17 protein-coding genes are annotated in these 22,403 nt (G+C 44.4%); 12 read left to right on the forward strand and 5 right to left on the reverse strand.

What is annotated here, in order from left to right:
• Both HB679_RS15775 and HB679_RS15780 read right to left on the reverse strand, forming a co-directional pair.
• Window positions 1-1,542 (reverse strand): MFS transporter, encoded by a 1,542-nt coding sequence (locus tag HB679_RS15775; RefSeq protein WP_214072973.1) that lies wholly within the window; start codon window positions 1,540-1,542, stop codon window positions 1-3.
• 9 nt (window positions 1,543-1,551) lie between these two features.
• The gene (locus tag HB679_RS15780; RefSeq protein WP_214072974.1) at window positions 1,552-4,488 is read right to left on the reverse strand and encodes a PVC-type heme-binding CxxCH protein; all 2,937 of its coding nucleotides are present in this window, start codon (window positions 4,486-4,488) and stop codon (window positions 1,552-1,554) included.
• Window positions 4,489-4,634: 146 nt separating this feature from the next.
• Between HB679_RS15780 and HB679_RS15785 the strand changes: the two genes are divergently transcribed.
• On the forward strand, window positions 4,635-5,504 hold the full coding sequence (locus HB679_RS15785) for an AraC family transcriptional regulator (RefSeq protein WP_214072975.1): 870 nt from the start codon (window positions 4,635-4,637) through the stop codon (window positions 5,502-5,504).
• 20 nt (window positions 5,505-5,524) lie between these two features.
• On the opposite strand, the gene HB679_RS15790 is transcribed toward HB679_RS15785, so the two are convergent.
• The gene (locus tag HB679_RS15790) at window positions 5,525-6,436 is read right to left on the reverse strand and encodes a hypothetical protein (RefSeq protein WP_214072976.1); all 912 of its coding nucleotides are present in this window, start codon (window positions 6,434-6,436) and stop codon (window positions 5,525-5,527) included.
• Window positions 6,437-6,504: 68 nt separating this feature from the next.
• Here HB679_RS15790 and HB679_RS15795 point away from each other — a divergent pair, with 68 nt between their 5' ends.
• Both HB679_RS15795 and HB679_RS15800 read left to right on the forward strand, forming a co-directional pair.
• On the forward strand, window positions 6,505-7,374 hold the full coding sequence (locus HB679_RS15795) for a TauD/TfdA family dioxygenase (protein ID WP_214072977.1): 870 nt from the start codon (window positions 6,505-6,507) through the stop codon (window positions 7,372-7,374).
• Entirely contained in the window at window positions 7,371-8,588 is a 1,218-nt protein-coding gene (locus HB679_RS15800; RefSeq protein WP_214072978.1) for an MFS transporter, read from the forward strand. The genes HB679_RS15795 and HB679_RS15800 overlap by 4 nt, the downstream gene beginning before the upstream one ends.
• 7 nt (window positions 8,589-8,595) lie before the next feature.
• On the opposite strand, the gene HB679_RS15805 is transcribed toward HB679_RS15800, so the two are convergent.
• Window positions 8,596-9,465, reverse strand: a complete 870-nt coding sequence (locus tag HB679_RS15805) for an NmrA family NAD(P)-binding protein (RefSeq protein ID WP_214072979.1) — start codon at window positions 9,463-9,465, stop codon at window positions 8,596-8,598.
• A 203-nt stretch (window positions 9,466-9,668) separates the two neighbouring features.
• Here HB679_RS15805 and HB679_RS15810 point away from each other — a divergent pair, with 203 nt between their 5' ends.
• From HB679_RS15810 to HB679_RS15845, 8 genes are all read left to right on the forward strand, one after another.
• A complete protein-coding gene (locus HB679_RS15810) occupies window positions 9,669-11,249 on the forward strand; it encodes a GxGYxYP domain-containing protein (protein ID WP_255547632.1) in 1,581 nt (526 codons plus the stop codon).
• 58 nt (window positions 11,250-11,307) lie between these two features.
• Window positions 11,308-12,756 (forward strand): hypothetical protein, encoded by a 1,449-nt coding sequence (locus HB679_RS15815; RefSeq protein WP_214072981.1) that lies wholly within the window; start codon window positions 11,308-11,310, stop codon window positions 12,754-12,756.
• A gap of 59 nt (window positions 12,757-12,815) precedes the next feature.
• Window positions 12,816-13,790, forward strand: coding sequence for a hypothetical protein (locus HB679_RS15820; protein ID WP_214072982.1), 975 nt, complete (start codon window positions 12,816-12,818; stop codon window positions 13,788-13,790).
• Between the two features lie 77 nt (window positions 13,791-13,867).
• Window positions 13,868-14,443, forward strand: a complete 576-nt coding sequence (locus HB679_RS15825) for a YceI family protein (protein ID WP_214072983.1) — start codon at window positions 13,868-13,870, stop codon at window positions 14,441-14,443.
• Between the two features lie 179 nt (window positions 14,444-14,622).
• On the forward strand, window positions 14,623-15,873 hold the full coding sequence (locus tag HB679_RS15830) for a M23 family metallopeptidase (RefSeq protein ID WP_214072984.1): 1,251 nt from the start codon (window positions 14,623-14,625) through the stop codon (window positions 15,871-15,873).
• A 354-nt stretch (window positions 15,874-16,227) separates the two neighbouring features.
• Window positions 16,228-17,040 (forward strand): SDR family oxidoreductase, encoded by an 813-nt coding sequence (locus HB679_RS15835; RefSeq protein WP_214072985.1) that lies wholly within the window; start codon window positions 16,228-16,230, stop codon window positions 17,038-17,040.
• A 61-nt stretch (window positions 17,041-17,101) separates the two neighbouring features.
• Window positions 17,102-18,004 carry a helix-turn-helix transcriptional regulator gene (locus HB679_RS15840; RefSeq protein ID WP_214072986.1) on the forward strand — a complete coding sequence of 301 codons (903 nt, stop codon included), beginning with the start codon at window positions 17,102-17,104 and terminating at the stop codon, window positions 18,002-18,004.
• Window positions 18,005-18,198: 194 nt separating this feature from the next.
• Window positions 18,199-20,760 carry a CheR family methyltransferase gene (locus tag HB679_RS15845; RefSeq protein WP_214072987.1) on the forward strand — a complete coding sequence of 854 codons (2,562 nt, stop codon included), beginning with the start codon at window positions 18,199-18,201 and terminating at the stop codon, window positions 20,758-20,760.
• A 4-nt stretch (window positions 20,761-20,764) separates the two neighbouring features.
• Here the strand turns inward: HB679_RS15845 and ssb are convergent, their stop codons facing one another.
• Window positions 20,765-21,145, reverse strand: a complete 381-nt coding sequence (gene ssb, locus HB679_RS15850; protein WP_214072988.1) for a single-stranded DNA-binding protein — start codon at window positions 21,143-21,145, stop codon at window positions 20,765-20,767.
• 287 nt (window positions 21,146-21,432) lie between these two features.
• Between ssb and HB679_RS15855 the strand changes: the two genes are divergently transcribed.
• Window positions 21,433-22,392 (forward strand): family 43 glycosylhydrolase, encoded by a 960-nt coding sequence (locus tag HB679_RS15855; RefSeq protein ID WP_214072989.1) that lies wholly within the window; start codon window positions 21,433-21,435, stop codon window positions 22,390-22,392.
• Window positions 22,393-22,403: the final 11 nt, after the last annotated feature.

Below are 22,403 nucleotides of genomic sequence, written 5' to 3' on the forward strand. Positions count from 1 at the left end.
TTAATAGGGTGTAGCTTCGGGTTCGTCTGGCTGATTTAATGTTACGGCTTTGTAACCTCCTTTTGATCTGAAATACAGGATAAGAAGTACAAAGCTTACCAGCATGATCAAAGGGAAAATAACGATGTAGCGCAATGCTTCTTTTTTTGCAGTGTCGCGAATTGTGGTGACAGTTCGTTGTTCATCGACATTTGCCGTAGCCAATTTTGTTTGATCCAACGCTTTATAATCGCCAAAAAGACTTGTCTTTTGCTCTGTAACATAGGTGCTGTGTATAGCTGTTTGATGCGTCCCGTCGTAGGCGGTGACCTTTTTATCTACTGATTTATCCTGGATAAAACCTAATATCCCTGCACCAATGACGCCGGCAGCAATCATGCCCAAACCGCCTGTAATGTTTAATGTTAAAGCTCCTCCTTTTGGAAAACGCTCTGATACCATACCCAACATAGTCGGCCAAAAAAAAGACTTGCCCAATCCATATATAGTTGCGGCTATCAGAATTACGTTACCGGCAGAAAAAGACATGGCATATAAGCCAATACCTGCAATGGCAGAGCATATAGCTAACAATCCCGGTGATGAGAACCGATGTGATATCGGACCGGCGAAAAAGCGTAGTACAAACATAATGGCCGATGTATATACCAATACCCAACCGGCTTGAAAGCCTATTTTGTTCATTTCCGGTGTCATTAAATCTGTTATCCAGCTATCCGTACCTAATTCGGTTGTCGCCAGCGGTATCATAATTAATAACAAGGCTATAAACAGTGGGCGACCGAAGCTACGCGTGTAATAACCAAACCCTGCTGTTATTAATAAAGTGATGATGACGTTTGCAGCGGTGGTCCAGCCAAATACTGCACCTAATTGGAATATGATTAGAGCCACTATGATCAATGCGCCGCCCGCCCCGACTTCTTGTAACATTTCTTTGTAAGACACGCCGGCTTGTACGCGCTCATTCAAAGGGAACTTTCTGGAGATAGTCATCAACGCGTAGATCACGGTTGGAATTAATATTAAGGCTATCTTATACTCCCATTTGACATTAACACCAAGCAACAGTGCCATTACACCACCTAAAACCAAACCGCCGGCCCAACCTGCGTGAAGCCTGCTCAACCATTTGATTTTTTGATTAGGAAACATTGTTGCCACCACCGGATTTGCTACAGCTTCAACTGTCCCGTTACCAATGGCACAAATAAATGAGCCAATATAGAGCATCCAATAACCGGTGGCAAATATGGTTAACAATGCCGATGCTATGTGGCAAAAGACAGCAATAAACATGGCTGTTTTATAGCCGATACGATCAATTACCAAACTGAACAATACAATGCTTATGGCGAAGGGCCAAAGGCCCACACCGGCAATTTCGCCCAACTGGGTTTGGGTAAGATTGAAATCGTGCCCCCATTGTGGCAATACCAGCGCACGCAAAATAAATCCGAATGCGGTAGTGACAATTGAAATGAAGCAGGCATAAAAAAGCTTCATATCGGGTGCAGAGGTTCCGTTTGTTGTAGCCGTCATGGTTTCTGATTATTTAACAACTTTCATCATGCCGTTCATAATGCGCCAATGGCCGGGGAAAGAGCATATAAATGGATAATCTCCTGCTTCAGCAGGCACCCGGAACTTTAATTTAAAGCTTTTTTGAGGCTCTACCAATGTTGTCGAGAACAACACTTCCGGAATCTTCGGAACATAATTTTGTTCTATGCCTTTTGGGTCTTGAGCCAGTTTGTCTGCCGCAGCGCCAGCCTTTTCCAAACTCCCTTTTTGAAGGATCACGAAATTGTGCTGCATAAAATCTGGGTTTGAAAAATCAACTTCTATCATGCTGCCAGCCTTAACTGTGAAAATTTTGGTGTCAAACTTCATTGCATTTTGGATTACATTGATTTTCACAACCTGGTCTGGCTTGGTGTCGGATGCCTTTGCTTTGTTATTTTCACCAGTATTGGCGGCCCTAATCTCTTCTGCTGCGCCCTTGACATGAGTTGATATAGCAGCCTGTAGCGCCTTACTAATCCAATAGTCATTCATATTCTGCGGGATTTTTTGCATGGCTTGCAAGGTTGTCCCCATAGCGCCTGACTGCGGCATGTCTGCGATTATTAAAATGGCAGCTAATCTTGTGTTTAAATTGACATCGTTTAAAAGACCGGCATTTTGAATAGCCGACATTGATTTTGCGGTCAAGGGCAGTACTTGCAACGCCGCTTTTCTAACGCCTGCCGATGGGTGTTTCAGCGCTTCTTCAGCGACACTAATAGCTTGTTGATCCGAACCTTCAAGCAAGCCCAAGCCTTTAAGCGTCCACAACGCATGTATGGCCGCCGGATTAATGCCTAACAGGTCAACATCCCTATTTTGAATTAGCGCATAAAGTTGCGGTGCCACTTGTTTGTATCCACCCTCAACGATTAGTCTTTGTGCAGTCATTCGCCAAAACATATTATCGTCTTGCAGCGCCGCCACGAGTTGACCCGGGTTGTTTTTGTCAAGTTTCTTTATAGCCGAAGGTTTTGCATCATCATAAACTATCCGGTAAATGCGGCCATGCGTTCTGTCGCGCAAGGGATTGATATAGGCGTTACCTTTGCCATTTTCAAATCCTTTAGGAGTGGGGTTGTGCTGGATGATGAAGTTATACCAGTCAGCCACCCATATTGCGCCATCCGGACCAACTTCGGACTGTACAGGAGCCAGCCATTCGTCTGCACTTGCCAAGAAGTTCCAACCATCTTTTTCTTTAAAGCCGGAGCCATCGGGTTCTAATATTGCCCGGTGCACGATGCGCCCGGTTGGTTCATTCACAAAGGCTATACGGTTCCAGTATTCTTGCGGGAAATTACGTGCTGTATAAAGATTGTGTCCGGCAGCAGCGGTGAAGCCATCGTGCACATCCACCTGTCTTAGATTTTTGGTTACCACGTGCATATTGTAGTGTCCGTCAATCTTTTCGACAGAGGTCATTGGTGGCAAACCGATCTTATTAATGTAAGATAGTGGCATACCCAGATAGTCGCTATGCGAGTTATTGGCGGTTGATATAAATACATCGTTGTTTTCTGAAAATCCTAAGCCCCAGGTGTTGTTGCTGGTGGCGCCCATGTGCTCCATGTGTTTGCCATCGGGTGTAAAACGGTAAGCCGCTTGCGAGAAATCGAAATGCTCGCCGCCAACGTCGCCTTTGAAACCTGAGTAACCAACGGTGCCCCAAATTTTATTGTCAAACCCATAATGCAAATTTGAAGGACCGGCATGTGTGTCGAATTTACCCCAGCCGGATATGAGCTTCTCACGGATGTCGGCCTTGTCATCACCGTTTGTGTCTTTTAAAAATAGGAAATCCGGAGCCTGCGCAATGATCACGCCGCCGTTAGCAAAAACAATACTGGTTGGAATATTCAGTTTGTCGGCAAAAATGGTGAACTTGTCGGCTTTGCCGTCGCCGTCGGTATCTTCGCATATTTTTATACGGTCGTGGCCTTCTCCCGGGTTGCTGATAATTGTATTCGGATAATCAACGGTTTCCACTATCCAAAGACGACCGCGTTCATCCCAAGCCATGGCAATAGGCTTTTCAATATCAGGTTCGGAAGCAAACAGCTGCATTTTAAAACCAACCGGTACCTGGGTTAATAGCTGCGATTCGGTAGGGGACAGCGGTGCCTGTAATTTAGGTGCAGGATTACGGTTTTCATAGTTAGGAATATCTGCAACCGTATAACCGGGGTTAGGCTTCGGTAATTTTGCCAGTCCCTTGTCAGCCTTTTTACCAACCGCCCATATTACGCCATTCTCCAGCATCTTTAAAAAATCGGGATTCTTCCAGGTATGCTCGTCGTGCCCGTAAGCGGTATAAAATACGCGGCCCTTACCGTAATTATTCGTCCAGGTATAAGGTTCGTGATGGTCGCCTTCTACGCGTTCTGTTATAACATGGATATCCTTGTTGATCTTGGTGTGTACGTAAGTTTCATCCCAGGTAGTGAATGCGTTTACGCCGTTCATAATAGGATGCTTCTTGTCGACAATAACCATTTTAAACGTATCGGTTTTATGGCTGCTAAACTGCCCACCGATCATTTTCACAACTTCGTCCGAATTGCGAAAGCAATACGATGCACAATGAATGGGGATAAAGCCCTTCCCACTTTTTACATATTGTAATAGGGCTTTTTCCTGCGGTTTAGAAATGGTGTCGTAATTGGCGTATAATATCAACCCATCATATTTTGAAAGCGTGGTTTCATTCAGATCATCCGGGTTAGTGGTATAAGTAATATTAATTCCATCCTTGAAAAAAGACTGTTGAACAATCTCGGCAAACTTGTCGGACAAGTGATGCGTGGCGGTATGGCCCAGGAATAGAATCTCCAACCGGTGCGGTGGATATTTAATAAAGGTGCCTTTGATGCTTACCAATGCTGCCAGGCATATCGTTGCCAGGATTAAGTATTTTTTCATGAAAACAATTTAAATAGGTTTATACGTAACCGGTGGATTAGGTATAAACAAATATGGTTATCAAATCTTTTTCTTTTTTGTCTAATTCTGACTGTATTTTATCATTAAACACTTAATTTTATATTTTTTGATGCTAATAATCAATTATGAAAGCGGCTATACACAAGTCTTCTATTCCTGAATCTCAGATCTTTATGATTAAATACCTGGAGGATCAATACTTCGATCCCATATGGCACTCGCATTCTGAGTATCAATTATTTGTTCCGCTTGAAGGTACCGGCACCCGCTTTATTGGCGACAGTATCAAATCGTTCGCGCCAAATGAGTTGATATTAACGGGGTCAAACCTGCCGCATTTGTGGCGAAGTGATGAGGCCTATTTTGAAAAGACTAATCGCTTAAAGGTTCGTGGGGTTGTAATCTACCTGCAAGAAAGTATACTCGGAGAACACCTGATGGGTAAAGAAGAAATGGTCCAGCTAAAAAGGCTGTTTAAACGATCATCGCGCGGTCTGGAATTTTATGGCGACGTAAAGCAGAAGGTTATCACGATGATGAAAGAGTTGGTGTTGCTAACCGGTTTAGAAGCGTTCATTCACCTGCTTAAAATTTTAAATCTGTTGTCTGTTTCAAAAGAATACCATTATATATCGCACAACGAGTACATCGAACCTTTTAAGGAAGATGAAACTGACCGGATGAGCAGTGTTTATGAATATATCTTAAAGAACTATCGCAAAAAAATACATTTAAACGATTTAGCCGACTTGCTATGCATGACACCAACATCATTTAGTCGCTACTTTACAGCAGCCAATAATAAAGGCTTCACTCGCTTTATAAGCGAACTAAGGGTTAAACACGCATGTAAACTATTGACAGAAACAGATCTGAGTATTGCAACCGTTTCAGAACGCTCGGGCTTTAAAACCTTGTCAAACTTTAACAGACAGTTTAAAGACGAAATGAGAAAAAAGCCGTCGGATTATAAAAAGGAGTTTTTGGGGTTATAGTTAATCGAACCCGGTAAAAACTACCTAACCGGCGCGGTAAGCATATATTGCCACACATATTTAAACTGCGGCGTGGTGGTTGAGCCATGCGGGTTAGGAGTTTCAACATCGGTAACCAGAATATGATTTTTACTCACAACGGGCGTCAACGGCTTTATACTCACGCTATCTATAGTTGCGGTTTCCATCAATGTTTTGCAATTCTCTAATTGCAGGTGCACATTATATGGGTCTTTATAATGCAAAAACGCGAAATACCTTGATGCGTTGGTGGCACCTTTTTTAGCTTGCCATGGGGCGGGCGCGTTAAAGCTTTTACTGTAATCTTGCGGGCCGCTAAACATCAGCACCCGGTCAACTTTATACATTTTGCCAATATAGGCGGCATGCCCCGCTCCCTGCGAATTCCCGGCCGGTATGATCTTCTCCCAAACAGGTTTGCCATTTTTTACAAACTGCTTCCAGTTGCCGGCAGGGTCATTCTTAATCAAATAGTTCAATACATTATCAAACCGGTTTAAAATACTGTTGGCGCTGTCTACCTCAATAGCGTCGCTAACGGGTTTGCCGGTCAGGCTTTCCAGCCGGTAATTATCAAATGCCTGCACGTCGGGGTTATTGGCGAGCTTGACAGCCTCTAAACTGTTCGGATAATCCAGCGCAATGACATGGTAGCCCATTGATGATAGTATCGTATCCAAGGTAATAGTTCGCGCGGCCACGCCGTTGGTGCCGGCAATCATCAACACCAATTTATGGGCATCGGGCTTGCCTTTGTACCAGGTGGCAATATGTTCCCCATGAAGGTCTTTAATAGCGGCGTTGGTGGCGCTCGGCATCACTTTTATAATATTTGGCTGTGCCGATAAATTTAACGTTGCGATAAAAATCAGCGCAAGGCAAAGAAATAAACAAAGTTTAATGCGGTTCATAGCACAATACTACAAATAATATTATATAAAGCCTATGGGGTTAATGGATTTAATTTATATTTGTCTGCATGAGTACCTCATTACCTCCACTCGACGTACACCCAAACAGCGTGGGTCTTGGCGCTGAAATTCGCGGTATCGACCTGCGCGAGTTAACCGACGAATCATTTAATCAGGTCTACAGCGCCTGGCTGGATCATTCTGTTCTGCTTTTCCGGGGCCAGCAACTTACAGATGAGCAGTTGATTAGTTTCAGCCGCCGGTTTGGCGAGCTGGACCTGGCACCAATTCAGGAAAACGGCCGTCGTTTTGTAGATGGCTTCCCGGAACTGTATATCGTCTCTAACGTGATCGAGAATGGTGAAGCGATTGGCAGCCTGGGCAGCGGCGAGGCTGTCTGGCATACCGACATGTCTTACCTGCCCGAGCCACCCAAAGCCAGTATTTTGTATGCCCTTGAGATTCCGCCATCGGGCGGAAATACGGAATTTATGGATATGTTCGGTTTGTATGAGTCGTTGCCGGCGCAGCTAAAAGAACGGCTCCGGGGCTTGCGCATTAAGCACGATGGCACTTACAACAGCGGAGGTTATGTTCGTCATGGCGTCACTGCAACAGACGATCCCCGCACTTCACCGGGAACTTTTCACCCGCTTGTTTGCAAGCATCCCGAAACCGGCCGCCCTGGCCTTTACCTTGGGCGGCGACGTAACGCCTACATTGAGGGTCTTGAATTAGCAGCATCAGAAGCGCTGCTCGACGAAATATGGAGTTACACCAACCAAAAGCAGCTGGCGTGGCACAACGTATGGAAAGTCGGCGATCTCGTACTGTGGGACAATCGCTCTACCATGCACCGCCGCGACTCCTTTGATGCAGGCCATCGCCGGGTCATGCATCGTACCCAAATTAAGGGACAAACACCGCCTTCTGCATGAAGACCTTAGCATCCAACAGGGTTTTGGCCGTACTTTGCCTGATGTACCTGGTGCTGTATATAGACCGGGTAAACATAGCCACCATAGCCCCACGCATCACTGCCGATCTGCGGCTCTCCAACACACAATTCGGTTTCGCTATATCCGCATTCGCTTACCCCTATGCCATATTACAGTTAGCCGGCGGCTGGCTTGGCGATCGCTTCCGCGTTCGTTATGTATTAGCTGCATGCGGCATGGTTGTTTGCATTGCCACCTTACTTACGGGCGCATCCACGACGTTCGCCGTTCTGGTTTTTGCGCGCACACTGCTGGGTCTGGGCGAGGGCCTTGCTTTCCCCACCGCGACGCGTGCTTTAGCAATCTGGCTTCCGCCAGAGCGCTGGGGTTTCGCGCAAGGTATCACACACGCCGCCGCACGACTCGGCAATGCGCTCACACCGCCGCTCATTGTGGCGTTGCTTGCCTACACTTCGTGGCACGTCTCGCTGTATCTGCTAGGCTCACTGAGTTTGCTTTGGACACTCGCCTGGTTATGGGCTACGCCAAAGGAAAACAACAGCCCGGTTGGAAAAAACGAAAAAGCGAAGGTCGTAATCCCATGGCTCAAGCTTGCAAAACGAATGCTTCCCGTAACCGCTGTCGACTTTTGCTATGGATGGACGCTTTGGGTTTTTCTCACGTGGTTGCCATTGTTCTTCTTCCAGCATTTTGGCCTTGACCTGAAACATTCCGCACTGTTCTCGTCGGGCGTACTCCTTGCCGGGGTGCTGGGCGACACAGTTGGAGGGTTGCTTACAGACCGTATCTATCGCATCACCGGAAGCCTGCAGAAAGCTCGCCGCAACATCATTGTGATCGGAATGCTGGGCACCTTCGTTTTCCTGTTGCCGGTCCTCCAATCTCGTAATGTAACACATGTGGCACTGTTTCTTTCGGCGGCTTGTTTCTTCTCCGAGTTGATTGTGGCACCCATTTGGGCCATCCCCATGGATATTGCCCCCCGCTATGCCGGTACCGCCAGCGGCATGATGAACTTTGGCTTCGGCGTGGCAGGTATCATCTCGCCGGTGTTCTTTGGCAAAATTCTGGATTCCACCGGCAGCTGGGCAGCCTGCTTCTATGTTTCGCTGGGCATACTGCTCCTTGGAGCGATTGGCGCATTCTTCATGCGGCCGGATAAGCCTTTTGAGCAGGCGGAAGGCATGAGTTAGTATTCATTCAGGCGATAAATGCCGCACGATTTTTTTCGATAAATTCAGCAAACGTAATAGGTTTCTTACCTATAAGTTCTTCGATCTTATTATTAAAGCTTGGTAGTCCAAAAATATTGTCACCTTCTGTTTTGCCGACGTGGTCTTTAAAATAATCATAGCCTCCAATGCCAATCAAATCAGCCATCTCCTGTACACTTACCTGCTCGTACACTATATCCTTTCCTAAAGTCTGAGCAACAATTTCACCTAGTTGGGTATAACTCAGCACTTCGGGTCCAAAGAGTTGATAGGTTTGCCCGATGTGTTGTTCAGGATCAGCCAATATAGCAGCGGCAGTGCGACCAAGATCTTCGGCGGCTACCGGGGCATGTTTCGCATCGGCGGGAAAGCTCATTTTTAGTTGGCCTGATTTAATTTGGCCTGAGACATATAAGAACCATTCAGAAAAAAATGTAGGCCTTAGGTGGGTTGTCGGAATCCCTGTCCAATTAAAAACTTCTTCAGAGAGGAAATGCCGGATAGTCGCCGGGCTTTTTGAAGTTGACGTTACCTGTTTCTGGGACATATTCACGATGAATTCGGCTTCGGCTTCTTTTGCGGCCTGCGCGAATATGACGGTGGCATCCAGCAGCATGGGGCTTAAAGGATACACAAAATACCCTCTTTTAGTGCCCTGCCACGCTGCTCTGACATCATCAAGATTTTGCAGGTCTCCGACAAAGATCTCGGCACCGAGTGCTTTGAGCCGCGCGGACCGGTCGTCTTCTTGATGTACAAATGCGCGCACATCAAATCTTTTTTGCAGCAGCGCTTCTACAGTAGGCGCTCCCGTTGCACCGGTAGCACCGGTGATTAAAATTTTAGTTTTTTCCATTTTCATCATATTTATTGATCATTTTCTTTTTTTAATTGCTGTAAAATTATAGTGTATAATCTTATTTAAATACCGATCGGTATAAAATGACAAAATGATGTGTTTTATTAGACCTCTATTCTAATAAAATAAACAGCGAGCAGGCCTTTGTGTGAAATTGATTATGTTAACGCTATATTTAACAGATGATAAAACCGGTCAAAATGCTTAGGATTAAAGCTGTATGCTTTCTTTTGTTCCTTTTGTTTGTCACGCCATCTATGGCCCAGATCAAATGGCCAAACGGGCAACTTCTGCCATCATTCCCGGCGCCCGCCCAGACTCAGGATTTGATTACCCTGCGTGAGAACTCTCCCTATGCTTCGGCAGAAATGTACCTGTTTGCTTCGTTAAAAGGTTTGGTGAACCGGACGAAACCACGTATTTTCTCTTATGAGGGCGATGCTAACGGCGAGGGGCCGCATACCTGGCTGGAATCGCTGGGTTTGAACTGGTCTGAACCTGCCGACAAATGGGACCTGATTATGAAATACCGGAAAGAAATTTCGGGCTTAATTGTTTATGATACCGCCCAGATCCATACCGTTAATCTGGCCACGGTAATTGCCAAAAGCAAAGGGGCGCTCATCGCTTCGCCGCTGTTATTGTCTAAATTAACTGCACCGCCTTATAACTTGCCTGTTTTATTGGATCTGCGAGGAAAGTTCAACAGTAAGTTGGACGTTTACCAGGAACTATATGATCAATATTGGCCGCATTTGGATCATCGTTTGGTTATCGGGCTAAATCCTAAAGCGCAGAAAGCTGCTCTTCGTGAATATGCAGCAGCGTTGGGTGTCGCGGTAATATGGCTTGATCCTAAAATAGCCGGCGAAAGTGAACTGTTGAACAAGTTTCTGGCTTCCATGTCACCGGGTTCGCCCTTTATGGGCTGGTGGCCGGAGGAAGCGCCCGGGGTAAAGCGGGCCTCGCAATATGGTATTGCAACCATTGCGAGCGACTGGTGTTTTAACCTGACGGTATTTAGTGGCACATCCAGAACCATTCATATCAAACCAATCCCCCCAAAGCCGGCACTCCAAAACAAAATCTATGTAGCATTTATATTAAGCGACGGCGACAATCTGCAATTTGACGAGCACCTGATGCGCAAGCTTTGGAATAATCCAGACCGTGGTTCTGTCCCGATGGGCTGGACCGTGTCGCCTGCTATGGTTGATGCGATGCCGGGCGCGCTTAACTACTACTGGCAGTCCTCTACCGTCAATGATAATCTGATCTCCGGGCCTTCCGGCTATGGTTATACTTATCCTAACAACTGGTCAGACGAAAAATTGCTCAAACAATACGTTTCTAAAACGCAGGACTATACAGCTCGTGCCGGTCTAAGGGTAATCACTATCTGGAACACTATTACCGGCGGTATTAACCCTAATGTTGGCAATATGTATGCTACTCAGGCAAGTTCGTTGCTTGGTGTAACTGCCCAGAACACCGGCGGCGGACTCACTATTTATAATAACAGCTTACCAGCCATGGCGCTTGATTGCAACTACTGTACAAATGAGCAGGCAATGAAAGATTTCATAGGCAGGGCCGTAGTGGGTTGGGATAAAACCTCCCCGCGATTTGTGATCATACAGGCGCAACCCTGGAAGGGCGTAACGCCGACAAGCTTTAAAAATGTGGCTAATTCATTGAATGAAGATTATGTGGTTGTTAGGCCTGATCAACTTTTTCAGCTTATTCGTGAGAAAAATGGTCTTTCAGTTAATCCAAAATAATTTACAACATTAATTCGTGGTGAAATACATTCAATCAATTATATGTGCAGCAGGACTGATGTTATCAACCACTGTTTTCGGACAGGCTGTAATCAAAATAGATACCGGGCGGGCACTCGCCAACTCGTATTTAGGCAATGGCGTACAGTGGGACCCTTACGAAGTTAAATCGCTCTCTGATGCCGACTGGGAAAAAGCCTACCGGCGGCTTGACTTTATGAAACTGGGCTTTGCGCGGGTGGTGATAAATGCCTCACTATATTGTAAAACCGCTCCTTTGGGACAGGCGCCTGTATATGATTTCAACTCGCCTACGGCACAGGTGCTGTATAAGATCCTGGATTATTGCCAATCCCGGCATGTGACAGTAATTCTTGGTGAATGGGGCGATCCATCAGGCAAAGGCGAAACCGTAGACCGTACCCGGAAACAACTAAGGTTTGATGGGATACAGGAGTATGACCCACGCTGGACCTTTATTATCGGTGATTTTCTGACATACCTTATCAACGAAAAAAAATATACCTGCATCAAATATTACAATTTAGGCAATGAACCCAACGGCGACTGGATGTATACGGAAAGTTTCGCCACCTGGAAGACATCTATCATTAACCTGGACAATGAATTGAAAGCCCGCAACTTGCGCGGGAAGGTGAAAATTGTAGGTCCGGATGCATCTTGGGCCAACCAATGGATCAAGCAAATAATAGCTGATAAAAAATTGGTGAACATCATTGATGCCTACGAAGTGCACTGGTATGCTATGGCCAAAGAGATAAACAGTGAAAGCTTCGAAAAAGAATTGGCCTACTACCGCGATTATATTAACACCAACGACCCTAATGGTAAAAGTAAACCTTTCTTTTTAGGCGAGGGTGGGATGCTGGAGGGTAAAAGCAAGACCCTGGATCAGCAAAAAATGATCGGCACTTTTCAATACGGGGTTTGGATGGCCGACTATGCGGTACAAAGTATGCAGGCCGGACAAGCGGGGGTGATAGCCTGGTCTTTGGATGACGCTATGCATGTGGCCGCCCGCACGGGTAATACCGGCAGTCTTAATGATTACGAGTGGAAAGAATGGGGCCTGTGGGACAGTTTTGGCGAAGAAAAAGGCAAACCCGAATTGGAGAAATTAAGGCCATGGTACTATACCTGGTCGCTTTTATCAAAATATGTACCCGCCGGCAGCAAAATATTAAAAGTTGACAGTACAGGCATTGTCGGGCTAAGGAGTGCCGCTGTAACTTTTAATGATAATGGCCAAACCGGATACACGTTTATAATAGTTAATGCTACTGATAGTCATAAAGAGGTTAACTTACAACTCCCGGCAGGTAGTAAACTTACGCTGCACCAGTTTAGTTATTTTGAGAACGATATGTCACGAACGCCTGATGGTTTTCCCGTGGAAAAGCGGACGATCAAGAATGTAAGCAACAGCAAAATCTTGAAAATTGGACTCGAAAGTAAAGGTGTGGTTGTACTGACAACAATGAAATAAAAATCTTTCTACGTCAATCAATCAACCGAGCCGATTTAATTATCGCTTATAAAGATTATTTGCTAATTTCCATTGGCCCGGTAATGGCTGGTTATTTCATGCACACGGATAAGGTAAATGTCATCAACTACTATAATATATTGGCTATGCTGCTATCGGCATCCGTAGCTGTGTTTATACCGTTCGAGCTGGTACTGTTATCGTATATTATATTAGGTCCGGGTCATTATCTCACCGAAATATCATGGCTTAACCAGCGCCAATTTTTCACTGTCAAAAAGTATGACATCCTTATGTTGATAGCGCTGATTGCTATCACGCTGTTGTTGAAGCTGCCATTTGCTAACCTTTTGTTTTATGTTTTTGGCTTATCATTTATTTTATTAGTGGTAAAGGGCAGGGTATATCAATTGCTGGCTTTTGCAATCGTAGTTATAGCCGGCTATTTCTTTTTAACCAATAACCTGTTGCGGACGATCTTTGGTTTATACATCCCCACACTTATACATGTTTACCTCTTTACCGGTGCTTTTTTGCTTTTTGGCGCCCTGAAGAATAAACATTTTTCGGGTTACCTAACCTTTCTGGTTTTTTTGGCTTGCCCCTTGTTACTGGGCGTTCTGTTTACCGGTTACCATCCTTTACCCACCCACTGGGCCACGATTGAATACCGCGAATTTGCACAGTTAAATACCACTACTTTACGCAGCCGATATCTGAACATTTATACCGATAAAGCCAGCATTATTTTAACGCGGGTAATTGCCTTTGCCTACACTTACCATTATATCAATTGGTTCAGCAAAACCAGCGTGATCAAATGGCATCGCATATCAGTGCCAAGAGCAATCATTATCGGATTGATCTGGATTGCTTCGGTTGGCTTATATTTTTACAATTATCGTTTGGGATTTAAATGGCTTTTTCTTTTAAGCCTGGCGCACGTAATACTGGAGTTTCCGCTTAACCACCGTAGCTTCATAGGCATAGGCCGCGAAGTGGGTGTGAGGTTAAGATCAAGGCCTGAAATTTGACAATTCAATTATGTGTTTAAACATGTAACTTGATAAAATATGTTACTTTTATAAAAATTTATACTCAACAAAAAACAATGAAAAAGATCATTACAATAGTAGCCTTAGTAGCAACGCAGAGTGTGTTGTTTGCCCAAACTAAATGGAACGTAGATAAGGCGCATGCACGCCTTGAATTTACAGCAGTGCATATGTCGGTTTCTGAGGTTGACGGCGTTTTTAAAGATTTCGATGCGTCTGTTACTGCGTCAAAGCCTGATTTCAGCGATGCCAAATTTGAATTATCTGCCAAAGTTGCCTCTATTAACACAGACGTTGATATGCGTGACGCCGATTTAAAATCAGATCACTTTTTTGATGCTGCTAATAACCCTGAGCTTACCTTCGTGAGTACCGGTATTAAAGCAACAACAGCTAATCACTATAAATTAAGCGGTAAAATGACCATGCATGGCATAACAAAAGATGTTGTGCTTGATCTTTGGTATCGCGGAACTATAGATAACGCTATGACCAAAGCAAAAGATGCCGGATTCCAGGTTACAGGGGTTGTTAAGCGTTCTGATTTTAAGTTGGGAGCACAATACCCGGATGCCGTAATCAGCAATGATATTACCATTAAAGCAAATGCTGAATTTGCCCCGGCCAAATAATTAATTTGTTTAACAAATCTTAAGAAAAACCCAGCCATACGGCTGGGTTTTTCTTTTATAATATGAGCTGCTTCACTCATTCCTAAGAATAGCCCGGCTATTTGCGCAAAATCAAATCGGCATTATAAACGTTTTTATTACAATAAAACACATGTTTAAAGTTCTATTTTGTTAATTTGATGAATTACTATCAACAAGATATGCCGCTCGAAAGATATTTAAAAGCCGATCAAGGTCAGATCCATACTATACACGGCCCAGGCAGGCTGCAATTTATTTTAGCAGTGCGTTTATCGCTGCTATTCGTATTCATAACTCGTGCATTCGTAGCGACTGCACAGGTAAATCAGGAGCCTTTGGATGCCCGTATTATCCACCGTCCGGGTGCTTTTGAGGGCAGCGACCATCGTCGGCATCTTGCTTACGAAGTTCATCTAACAAACCTCAACAATTCCGGGCCGCTAATGGTTAAATCAATTTCCATTTTCCAGGATTTATTTGGAGCGCCTATGGCAACGTTTTCCAAAGATGAGTTGATGACGTTACTTAACGCTGAGGAAATGCCAACAAGGGGGACGGATTTAGTGCTGCAGCCTGGCAAGAGTGTCGTTGCCTTTTTGTGGCTAACCCTGCTGCCGGGAGCACCTGTCCCACAAAACTTACATCATAGCATAGATTTTATAGATCAAGATAGCAAAATCCACACATTCACCGGTGCAGTTACCCAATTGGATAAGCAACCTACACTATCGTTTGGAGCCCCGCTACGCGGAAATATATGGTTTGTGGATGAAGGCCCAGGCAATCCTAAGTCGCATCATTGGGGCAGCATGCTTGAACAGAATAAAATAGTAACCATTCCACAACGTTTTGCCATCGACTTTTTTGGACTGAATAATGCCGGACATGCAGTAGAGACATCGCCAGACAAACTGAATCAGACCCCCAATACGCAGTGGATTGGATTTGGTGCTGATGTGCTTGCCGTGCGGGATGCCGTTGTGCGCGATATGCGCGATGGCATACCCGACCATGCCCCTTTATCGCCTTTACCAGAACCAACCGATATCACAGCCCGCGGACTTTATGGAAACTTCATCGTGTTGGAAGTTGCGCCGAACGTTTTTGTCCATTACGCTCACTTGCAAAATGGAAGTATCCGGGTACGTATTGGGCAACATGTAAAGAAAGGCGATGTGCTGGCTCATTTAGGAGACTCCGGAAATGCTGGAGGCCCCCATCTTCACTTTCATGTTTCAGACAAACCGACATTCGAATTGTCTGAAGGTATCCCATTTGTGTTTTCTACCATAAATGTGCTTGGTAAAACAAATGAAGGCGCAATGCTCGATTCGACGTCGACCTTTCATGGCCAATCATCGACAAAAAAGAATGTACTGCCACTTTATAACGACGTTGTGCGGTTTTAAGAAACCGAAATAGCCTGCTTTATAATATAGTTCTACTGTGTAAGCGCAGCGGCCTTTTCTTATCTGGCGATAACTTTATGGTAACAGGCTCAGAATGGGGCGTGAAATTTATCAGGGACAAAGACAAAAAAGTAACTGATGTTATAGTGAGAGGGACGGATAAGTGGACGAAGATTAAAAGCAACTAAATGCCGGTGCAATAAAAATTATAAAGCCGCTTTACGGAAGTAGAGCGGCTTTTTGCTTGCTGCAAAATAGTTGAATCCCTAAAATGTATAAGTGATTAGTTGAAAGATATAAATCAGGCACCAGCATTAGCCACACCTTTGCTTTATAAATTAATAACATAAAGCAATGAAAAAGACAGTATTAATCACAGGGGCATCGTCCGGCTTTGGAAGAGAGGCTGCTAAATTATTTAATACAAATAACTGGAATGTGATCGCAACCATGCGGTCGCCCGAAAAAGAAACCGAACTAAACACACTTAACAACGTTTTCGTATGTAAGTTGGATGTAACCGATAACATTAGCATACAGCAAGCGGTAACAGCGGGAACAGAAAAATTTGGTAAGATCGATGTCTTGGTGAATAATGCAGGTTATGGTGCATTAGGCGCTTTGGAAACAGCAACCGAAGAGCAAATTAAACAACAGTTTGATGTAAACGTATTTGGCCTGATAGCAGTAACCAAAGCAGTATTACCCGGCATGAGAGAACAACAATCTGGAACAATAATCAATATATCGTCTGTTGGTGGGCGGGTTACCTTTCCGTTTTCATCGCTTTATCATGCCACAAAATTTGCGGTAGAAGGCATGACAGAATCCTTACAGTACGAATTGAATCCGCTGGGTATTAGCCTGAAAATAGTTGAGCCGGGGGGCTATAGAACCGAATTTGCAGGACGTTCAATGACGCTTTTAAATGCTGATAATTTTGAAGGTTATCATGCTTCATTCAGTAAATTTATAACCATGCTGGACAATTGGCCAATGTCTGAAAATATTGCTGAGGTAGCTGAGGTGATTTATGAAGCGGCTACGGATGATACCGAAAAGCTGCGTTACCCGGTGGGCCATGATGCTGCGCAACTAATACAAAGCAGGCAGCAAATGGATGATGTGGATTTCAAAAAAATGATGGCTGCTCAAACAGGCATGTAAACAAAACCGGGCTACCTAACCGGCGGCCCGGTTTTTATAATAACTTTATAGAAATTAAACGATGTTGGATAAATATATTGATCTTCCGTCAATCAACGATTTGCATAAGCTGGTTAAATACGCGGCCCCGAAACACCCCTTGGTAAGTGTAATAGATCATGAAGATTTCTATGCAAAGCGCCCCAAAGAAGATGCGTTTTATCGTTTTGGTTTTTATACCATTTCCTGCAAAAAATTTGAGGGCCTGTTAAAATATGGCAAAGGCTATTATGATTTTAGCGAGGGCTCTTTACTGTTTACTGCCCCCGGACAGGTGATAGCACCAGGCCCAAATGTTACAGTTGATGAAGGTTGGGCATTGTTTATCCATCCTGACCTTATCCATGGTACCGATTTGGGTAAAAAGATTCATCTTTATTCCTTTTTTAATTATGAGGCCAATGAAGCTTTACATATTTCTGAAGAGGAGAAACTGATTATTAAAGATTGTGTCGCAAAGATTGAAAAAGAGTATTCGCAAAATATAGACAAACACTCGCAAGGCCTTATTGTAAGCAATATCGAGCTTTTACTAAACTATTGTAATCGGTTTTACGACCGGCAATTTTTCACCCGGGCAAAAATCAATTCGGACGTGGTGCAACAGTTTGAAAAATTATTGAAAGATTATTTTTCGCAAAACACGCTTATCAATACAGGCTTGCCAAATGTTAAATACTTCGCGGCACAACTCAACCTGTCGCCTAATTATTTGTCTGATCTTTTAAGCAAGTTTACCGGCAAAACTACGCAAGAGCATATTCACCTGGAACTAATAGATAAAGCCAAATCGCTATTGTGGGGCACAAATAACTCTATCAGCGAAATTGCATATGGGCTTGGGTTTGAACACCCTTCGCACTTTACCAAAATATTCAAATCAAAAACCGGGAAATCGCCGAGAGAGTACAGGCACGTTAACTAATAACGATTAATTTCTATCGGTTATTAAGTTATAGTTTGTTAAAGATATACGATAAAAATAGTTGACCAGTCCGCTTTAACTAAGTGGGCGGCCATATCTGGCTGGAAAGCGGGCCGGGCGAAGGTTCTACCTTTTATTTCAGCCTACCTGTAGATTAATAGTTATCTTTATGGCCTTAAAAGAGTTATCTTTTTATGGCCGGTAAAAAACAAACAACCAAAACCTCATCACCATCTCCCAATTTATTTCCGGTAGTTGGTATCGGCGCTTCGGCCGGAGGCTTGGACGCGCTCAAACAATTTTTGCAGGCGTTGCCTGCCAAAACGGGGATGGCCTTTGTTTTTATACAACATTTAAATCCTAATCATGTCAGTATTTTGCCGGAAATACTAGAGCGTATTTCGCCAATACCAGTGCAGCATATTACTGATATGGTGCATATTGAGCCTGACCGTTTATATATAGTGCCAGAAAATAAGGTAGTCACTACTTCAGATGGCGTACTGAACCTGGAGCCACGGATAAAGGATCATCGGAAAAATGATATTATCGATCAGTTTTTTTCGTCCCTGGGCCTGGTGCATCAAAGTTATGCAGTCGGTATAGTCCTTTCGGGCGCATTAAGCGATGGTACCGTGGGCCTGCAGGTTATTAAATCTTACGGCGGTCTTACCTTTGCCCAGGATATTGGTTCGGCAACATTTGATGGTATGCCCAGCAGCGCCATCAAAGCAGGCGTCATAGACTTTATACTGCCCCCCGCAAAAATTGCCCAACAACTGGTCGAGATCAACAAACCTTTTCAGACAGATGCGGCAGAAAAACCTAATGAAGCCGAAAAATCAGAAGAGCAGGTATTCAAATTGATCCTGAGCGTTTTGCGGGCCAGGCGCGGTGTAGATTTTCAACATTATAAATCAAGCACGCTTAAGCGCCGCATCATCCGCCGTATGGCGCTGTCCAAAACTGAAACACCGTCTGCCTATCTCGAAAAACTCAAAGAAAATAAAGGCGAGCAAGATGCCTTATATAATGATATGTTGATCTCGGTCACCAGTTTTTTTCGTGACCCTGAAACCTTTAAAGTAGTCTGCTCAGAAGTATTCCCGGAACTATTGCGGGCGAAGCTGGAAAAACACGATCCGCTGCGCATTTGGATAGCCGGGTGTGCCACAGGTGAAGAAGCCTATTCCATGGCTATGTGTCTGCAGGAACAGTTGGGCAACAAGGCAGCTGCACTTAAGATCCAGATCTTTGCTACTGATATTTCAGAAACAGCTATTACCAAGGCCCGTATTGGCAAATACCGCCAGTCTGAAATAGAAGGGCTTAGCCCCACGCGCATCCAGCAGTTTTTTACTAAACTGGATGGCAGTTATCAGGTGAATAAATCTATCAGAGACATGTGCGTGTTTGCGCATCATAATTTGTTGAAGGATCCGCCTTTTTCTAAAATAGACTTGCTAAGCTGTAGAAATGTAATGATCTACCTGGAACCGGTATTGCAAACTAAGGCACTCACCATCTTTCATTACGCGCTCAACAAAGACGGCTTTCTTTGGTTGGGTAAATCTGAAACTACCGGCAGGCATACCGATATTTTCAACACCTTTAAGGCCGCTGATAAATTATATACCCGTAAGGGCCCGGTGGGCCGATATGTGGATGTATCCGCTTATGCCAGAGATACTATGTTTAAAGACCTGAATGATGACCTGCGTAAGGAGGAAGAAAAAGATATTTTTAAAGTGGCCGAGGAAGCCATGTTGGAAAAACTGATTCCGCCTTGCGTACTGGTGAATGAAAAATTTGATGCCATCCAGTTTAAAGGCGCTACCGATCATTGGCTGTCGCTACCAAAAGGCAAACCGAGTTTTAACCTGCTGAAAATTGCCCGGGAGGATATCATACATGAACTCCAAACCCTGTTGCTACAAGCAAAGACTACGCGCGAAATTGCGAACAAATATACCATCCCCTATGTATATAACGACCTGCAGCATTTTGTGAATTTGCAGGCCATACCGCTGACACCCGGGGACGATCTTTATTTCCTGGTGGTTTTTCAGCCGGCATCGTCTACCGGTATTCAGCCTAATATATTCGAAGCATCGCGTCTTGGTGGCGATGACTTTTATGATGCTTCTGCCATGCGTATTGAACAATTGGAGAGAGAGCTCATCCAGACGCGGGCCAATATGCGCATGATCACAGAAGAGCAGGAGGCCGCTAATGAAAAATTGCAGAGTTATAATGAGGAATTGCTTTCTGCCGGCGAGGAGCAACAAAGCCTGAACGAAGAGTTGGAAACATCGAAGGAAGAGCTGCAAAGTACCAACGAAGAAATTATTATTGTCAATAAAGAACTGATTGACAGGAACGAGCAGTTAAATAATGCGCGTCTATATACTGAAGCCATTGTCAACACCATTCGCGAGCCTTTACTGATCATTGATCAAGACCTCCGTGTAATACGCGCCAGCCGGAGCTTTTATATTAAATTCAAACTTAGCGAAAAAGAAGTGGAGGGCCGCTTGCTTTATGAGATTGCTGATGGCGAATGGAACATACCCCCATTGAAAAAATTACTGGAACGCATACTACCCGAAAAAACGGTAATGGAAGACTTTAAAGTGATCCATGATCTTCCGCGCATAGGCAAACGCATTCTATACCTAAACGCCCGAACCATCAATATACCGGGCAGCGAACAACTGATCTTGCTGGCGATGGAAGCAGCGAGCGAAAACAAGTAACAGCCTATTTGCCGGCGTGGGTTTCTTTTTGTAGCAGTTCTTCCACTTCAAAATCACTGCTGCGGCCTAAAACGATAAAGTTATCGGGTATTACTTCGGTTGTATAGCGCTTTACACCTTCTTTGTCTTCAAACGAGCGGGTATGCAATTTCCCTTCCACGTAAACTAATTTACCTTTACGCAACACTTTGTGGCCTGCCTCGGCTAATGAACGCCACATCACAATATTGTGCCAATCGGTCTGTTCTGTTTTAACACCATTCTTGACGATAAACTCGGACGTGGCAAGTGGGAAACTTAAAACCGCAACATTGTCCGGCAAATATCTCAACTCCGGGTCTTTGCCTAAATGGCCGACCAGGATAACTTTATTCACCCCTGACATTACTTTTGAGTTTTAAGAATTAAATACTGTATACAGGTGACAACACTAAATACTCCTTCTGGTTTTAAATAATTACCGGGGTGTAGTGGGTCTCTGCTAAGAAAGCCTATGTAGAACTCAAATATACGAAAACTATTAAAAATTAAAATATTGCACGAAAGGATTTACTAACCGTAAGGCCGATGCTGCTTAATGTTTGGTTAAACATTAAGCTTTACCCTAGCCTTGATGCGTTAAATAATTGTATAATTGCCGTATATTATGTCGTCAAACCGATAAATAAACCAATGAGAAAACAACGATTACTTTTTGTAGCACTGTTTGCATTTGCAGTAAATGTAACTTACAGTCAAAATACACCATCGGGATGGGTGAAATACGGTAATGACCCTGTTTTGCCGGCTAAATTCGGGACCATTTTTGACATCAGCGTATTGAAAGTGCCTGGTGGTTACCTAATGTATTGTTCATGGCGGCCTAAAAAAAGTATTGCTATTTCTGAAAGCAAAGATGGTTTTCATTGGAGCGACCCGCAAATTGTTTTAAGCCCCGACTCTACCGCAGGCTGGGAGGGCGATTTGAACCGACCGGTTGTAGTAAAGCGCGCCGATGGCTACCATATGTGGTACACCGGGCAAATATCAACCGGGGGGCGCAATGGCATATCAAAGATTGGCTATGCCACCAGTAACGACGGAAAGCACTGGAAGCGCATGAGCGCCAAACCCGTTCTTTCGCCCGAAGTTGGTTGGGAGAAAACTGCGGTAATGTGTCCGCATGTGTTGTGGGATAAAGAAGCGAAGGTGTTTAAAATGTGGTATTCGGGCGGCGAACAATATGAGCCGGACGCTATAGGCTACGCTACCAGCAAGGATGGGTTGCATTGGGAGAAATATACAGGTAACCCTGTTTTTGCAAATGACCCCTCGCATACCTGGGAGCAGGCCAAGGTAACCGCTTGCCAGGTGATCAAAGAAAACGGACAATATTATATGTTTTACATCGGTTTCAGAGATATTGATTACGCGCAGATAGGGATGGCCAAATCAAAAGATGGCATTACCAATTGGGTGCGGTATTCAGGTAATCCTATTATAAAGCCCGGTAATGGCTGGGATGCAAGCGCGGTGTACAAACCCTTTGCTATTTATGACGGCAAGCAATGGCTGTTATGGTACAATGGCCGGCATGACGGTGTTGAGCAGATAGGCGCGGCTACGCACCAGGGAAGAGATCTCGGGTTTTAAGATATCATTGA

Origin of the sequence: Mucilaginibacter sp. dw_454 (assembly GCF_018449775.1) — a bacterium.
In the GTDB taxonomy this organism is placed as follows: domain Bacteria; phylum Bacteroidota; class Bacteroidia; order Sphingobacteriales; family Sphingobacteriaceae; genus Mucilaginibacter.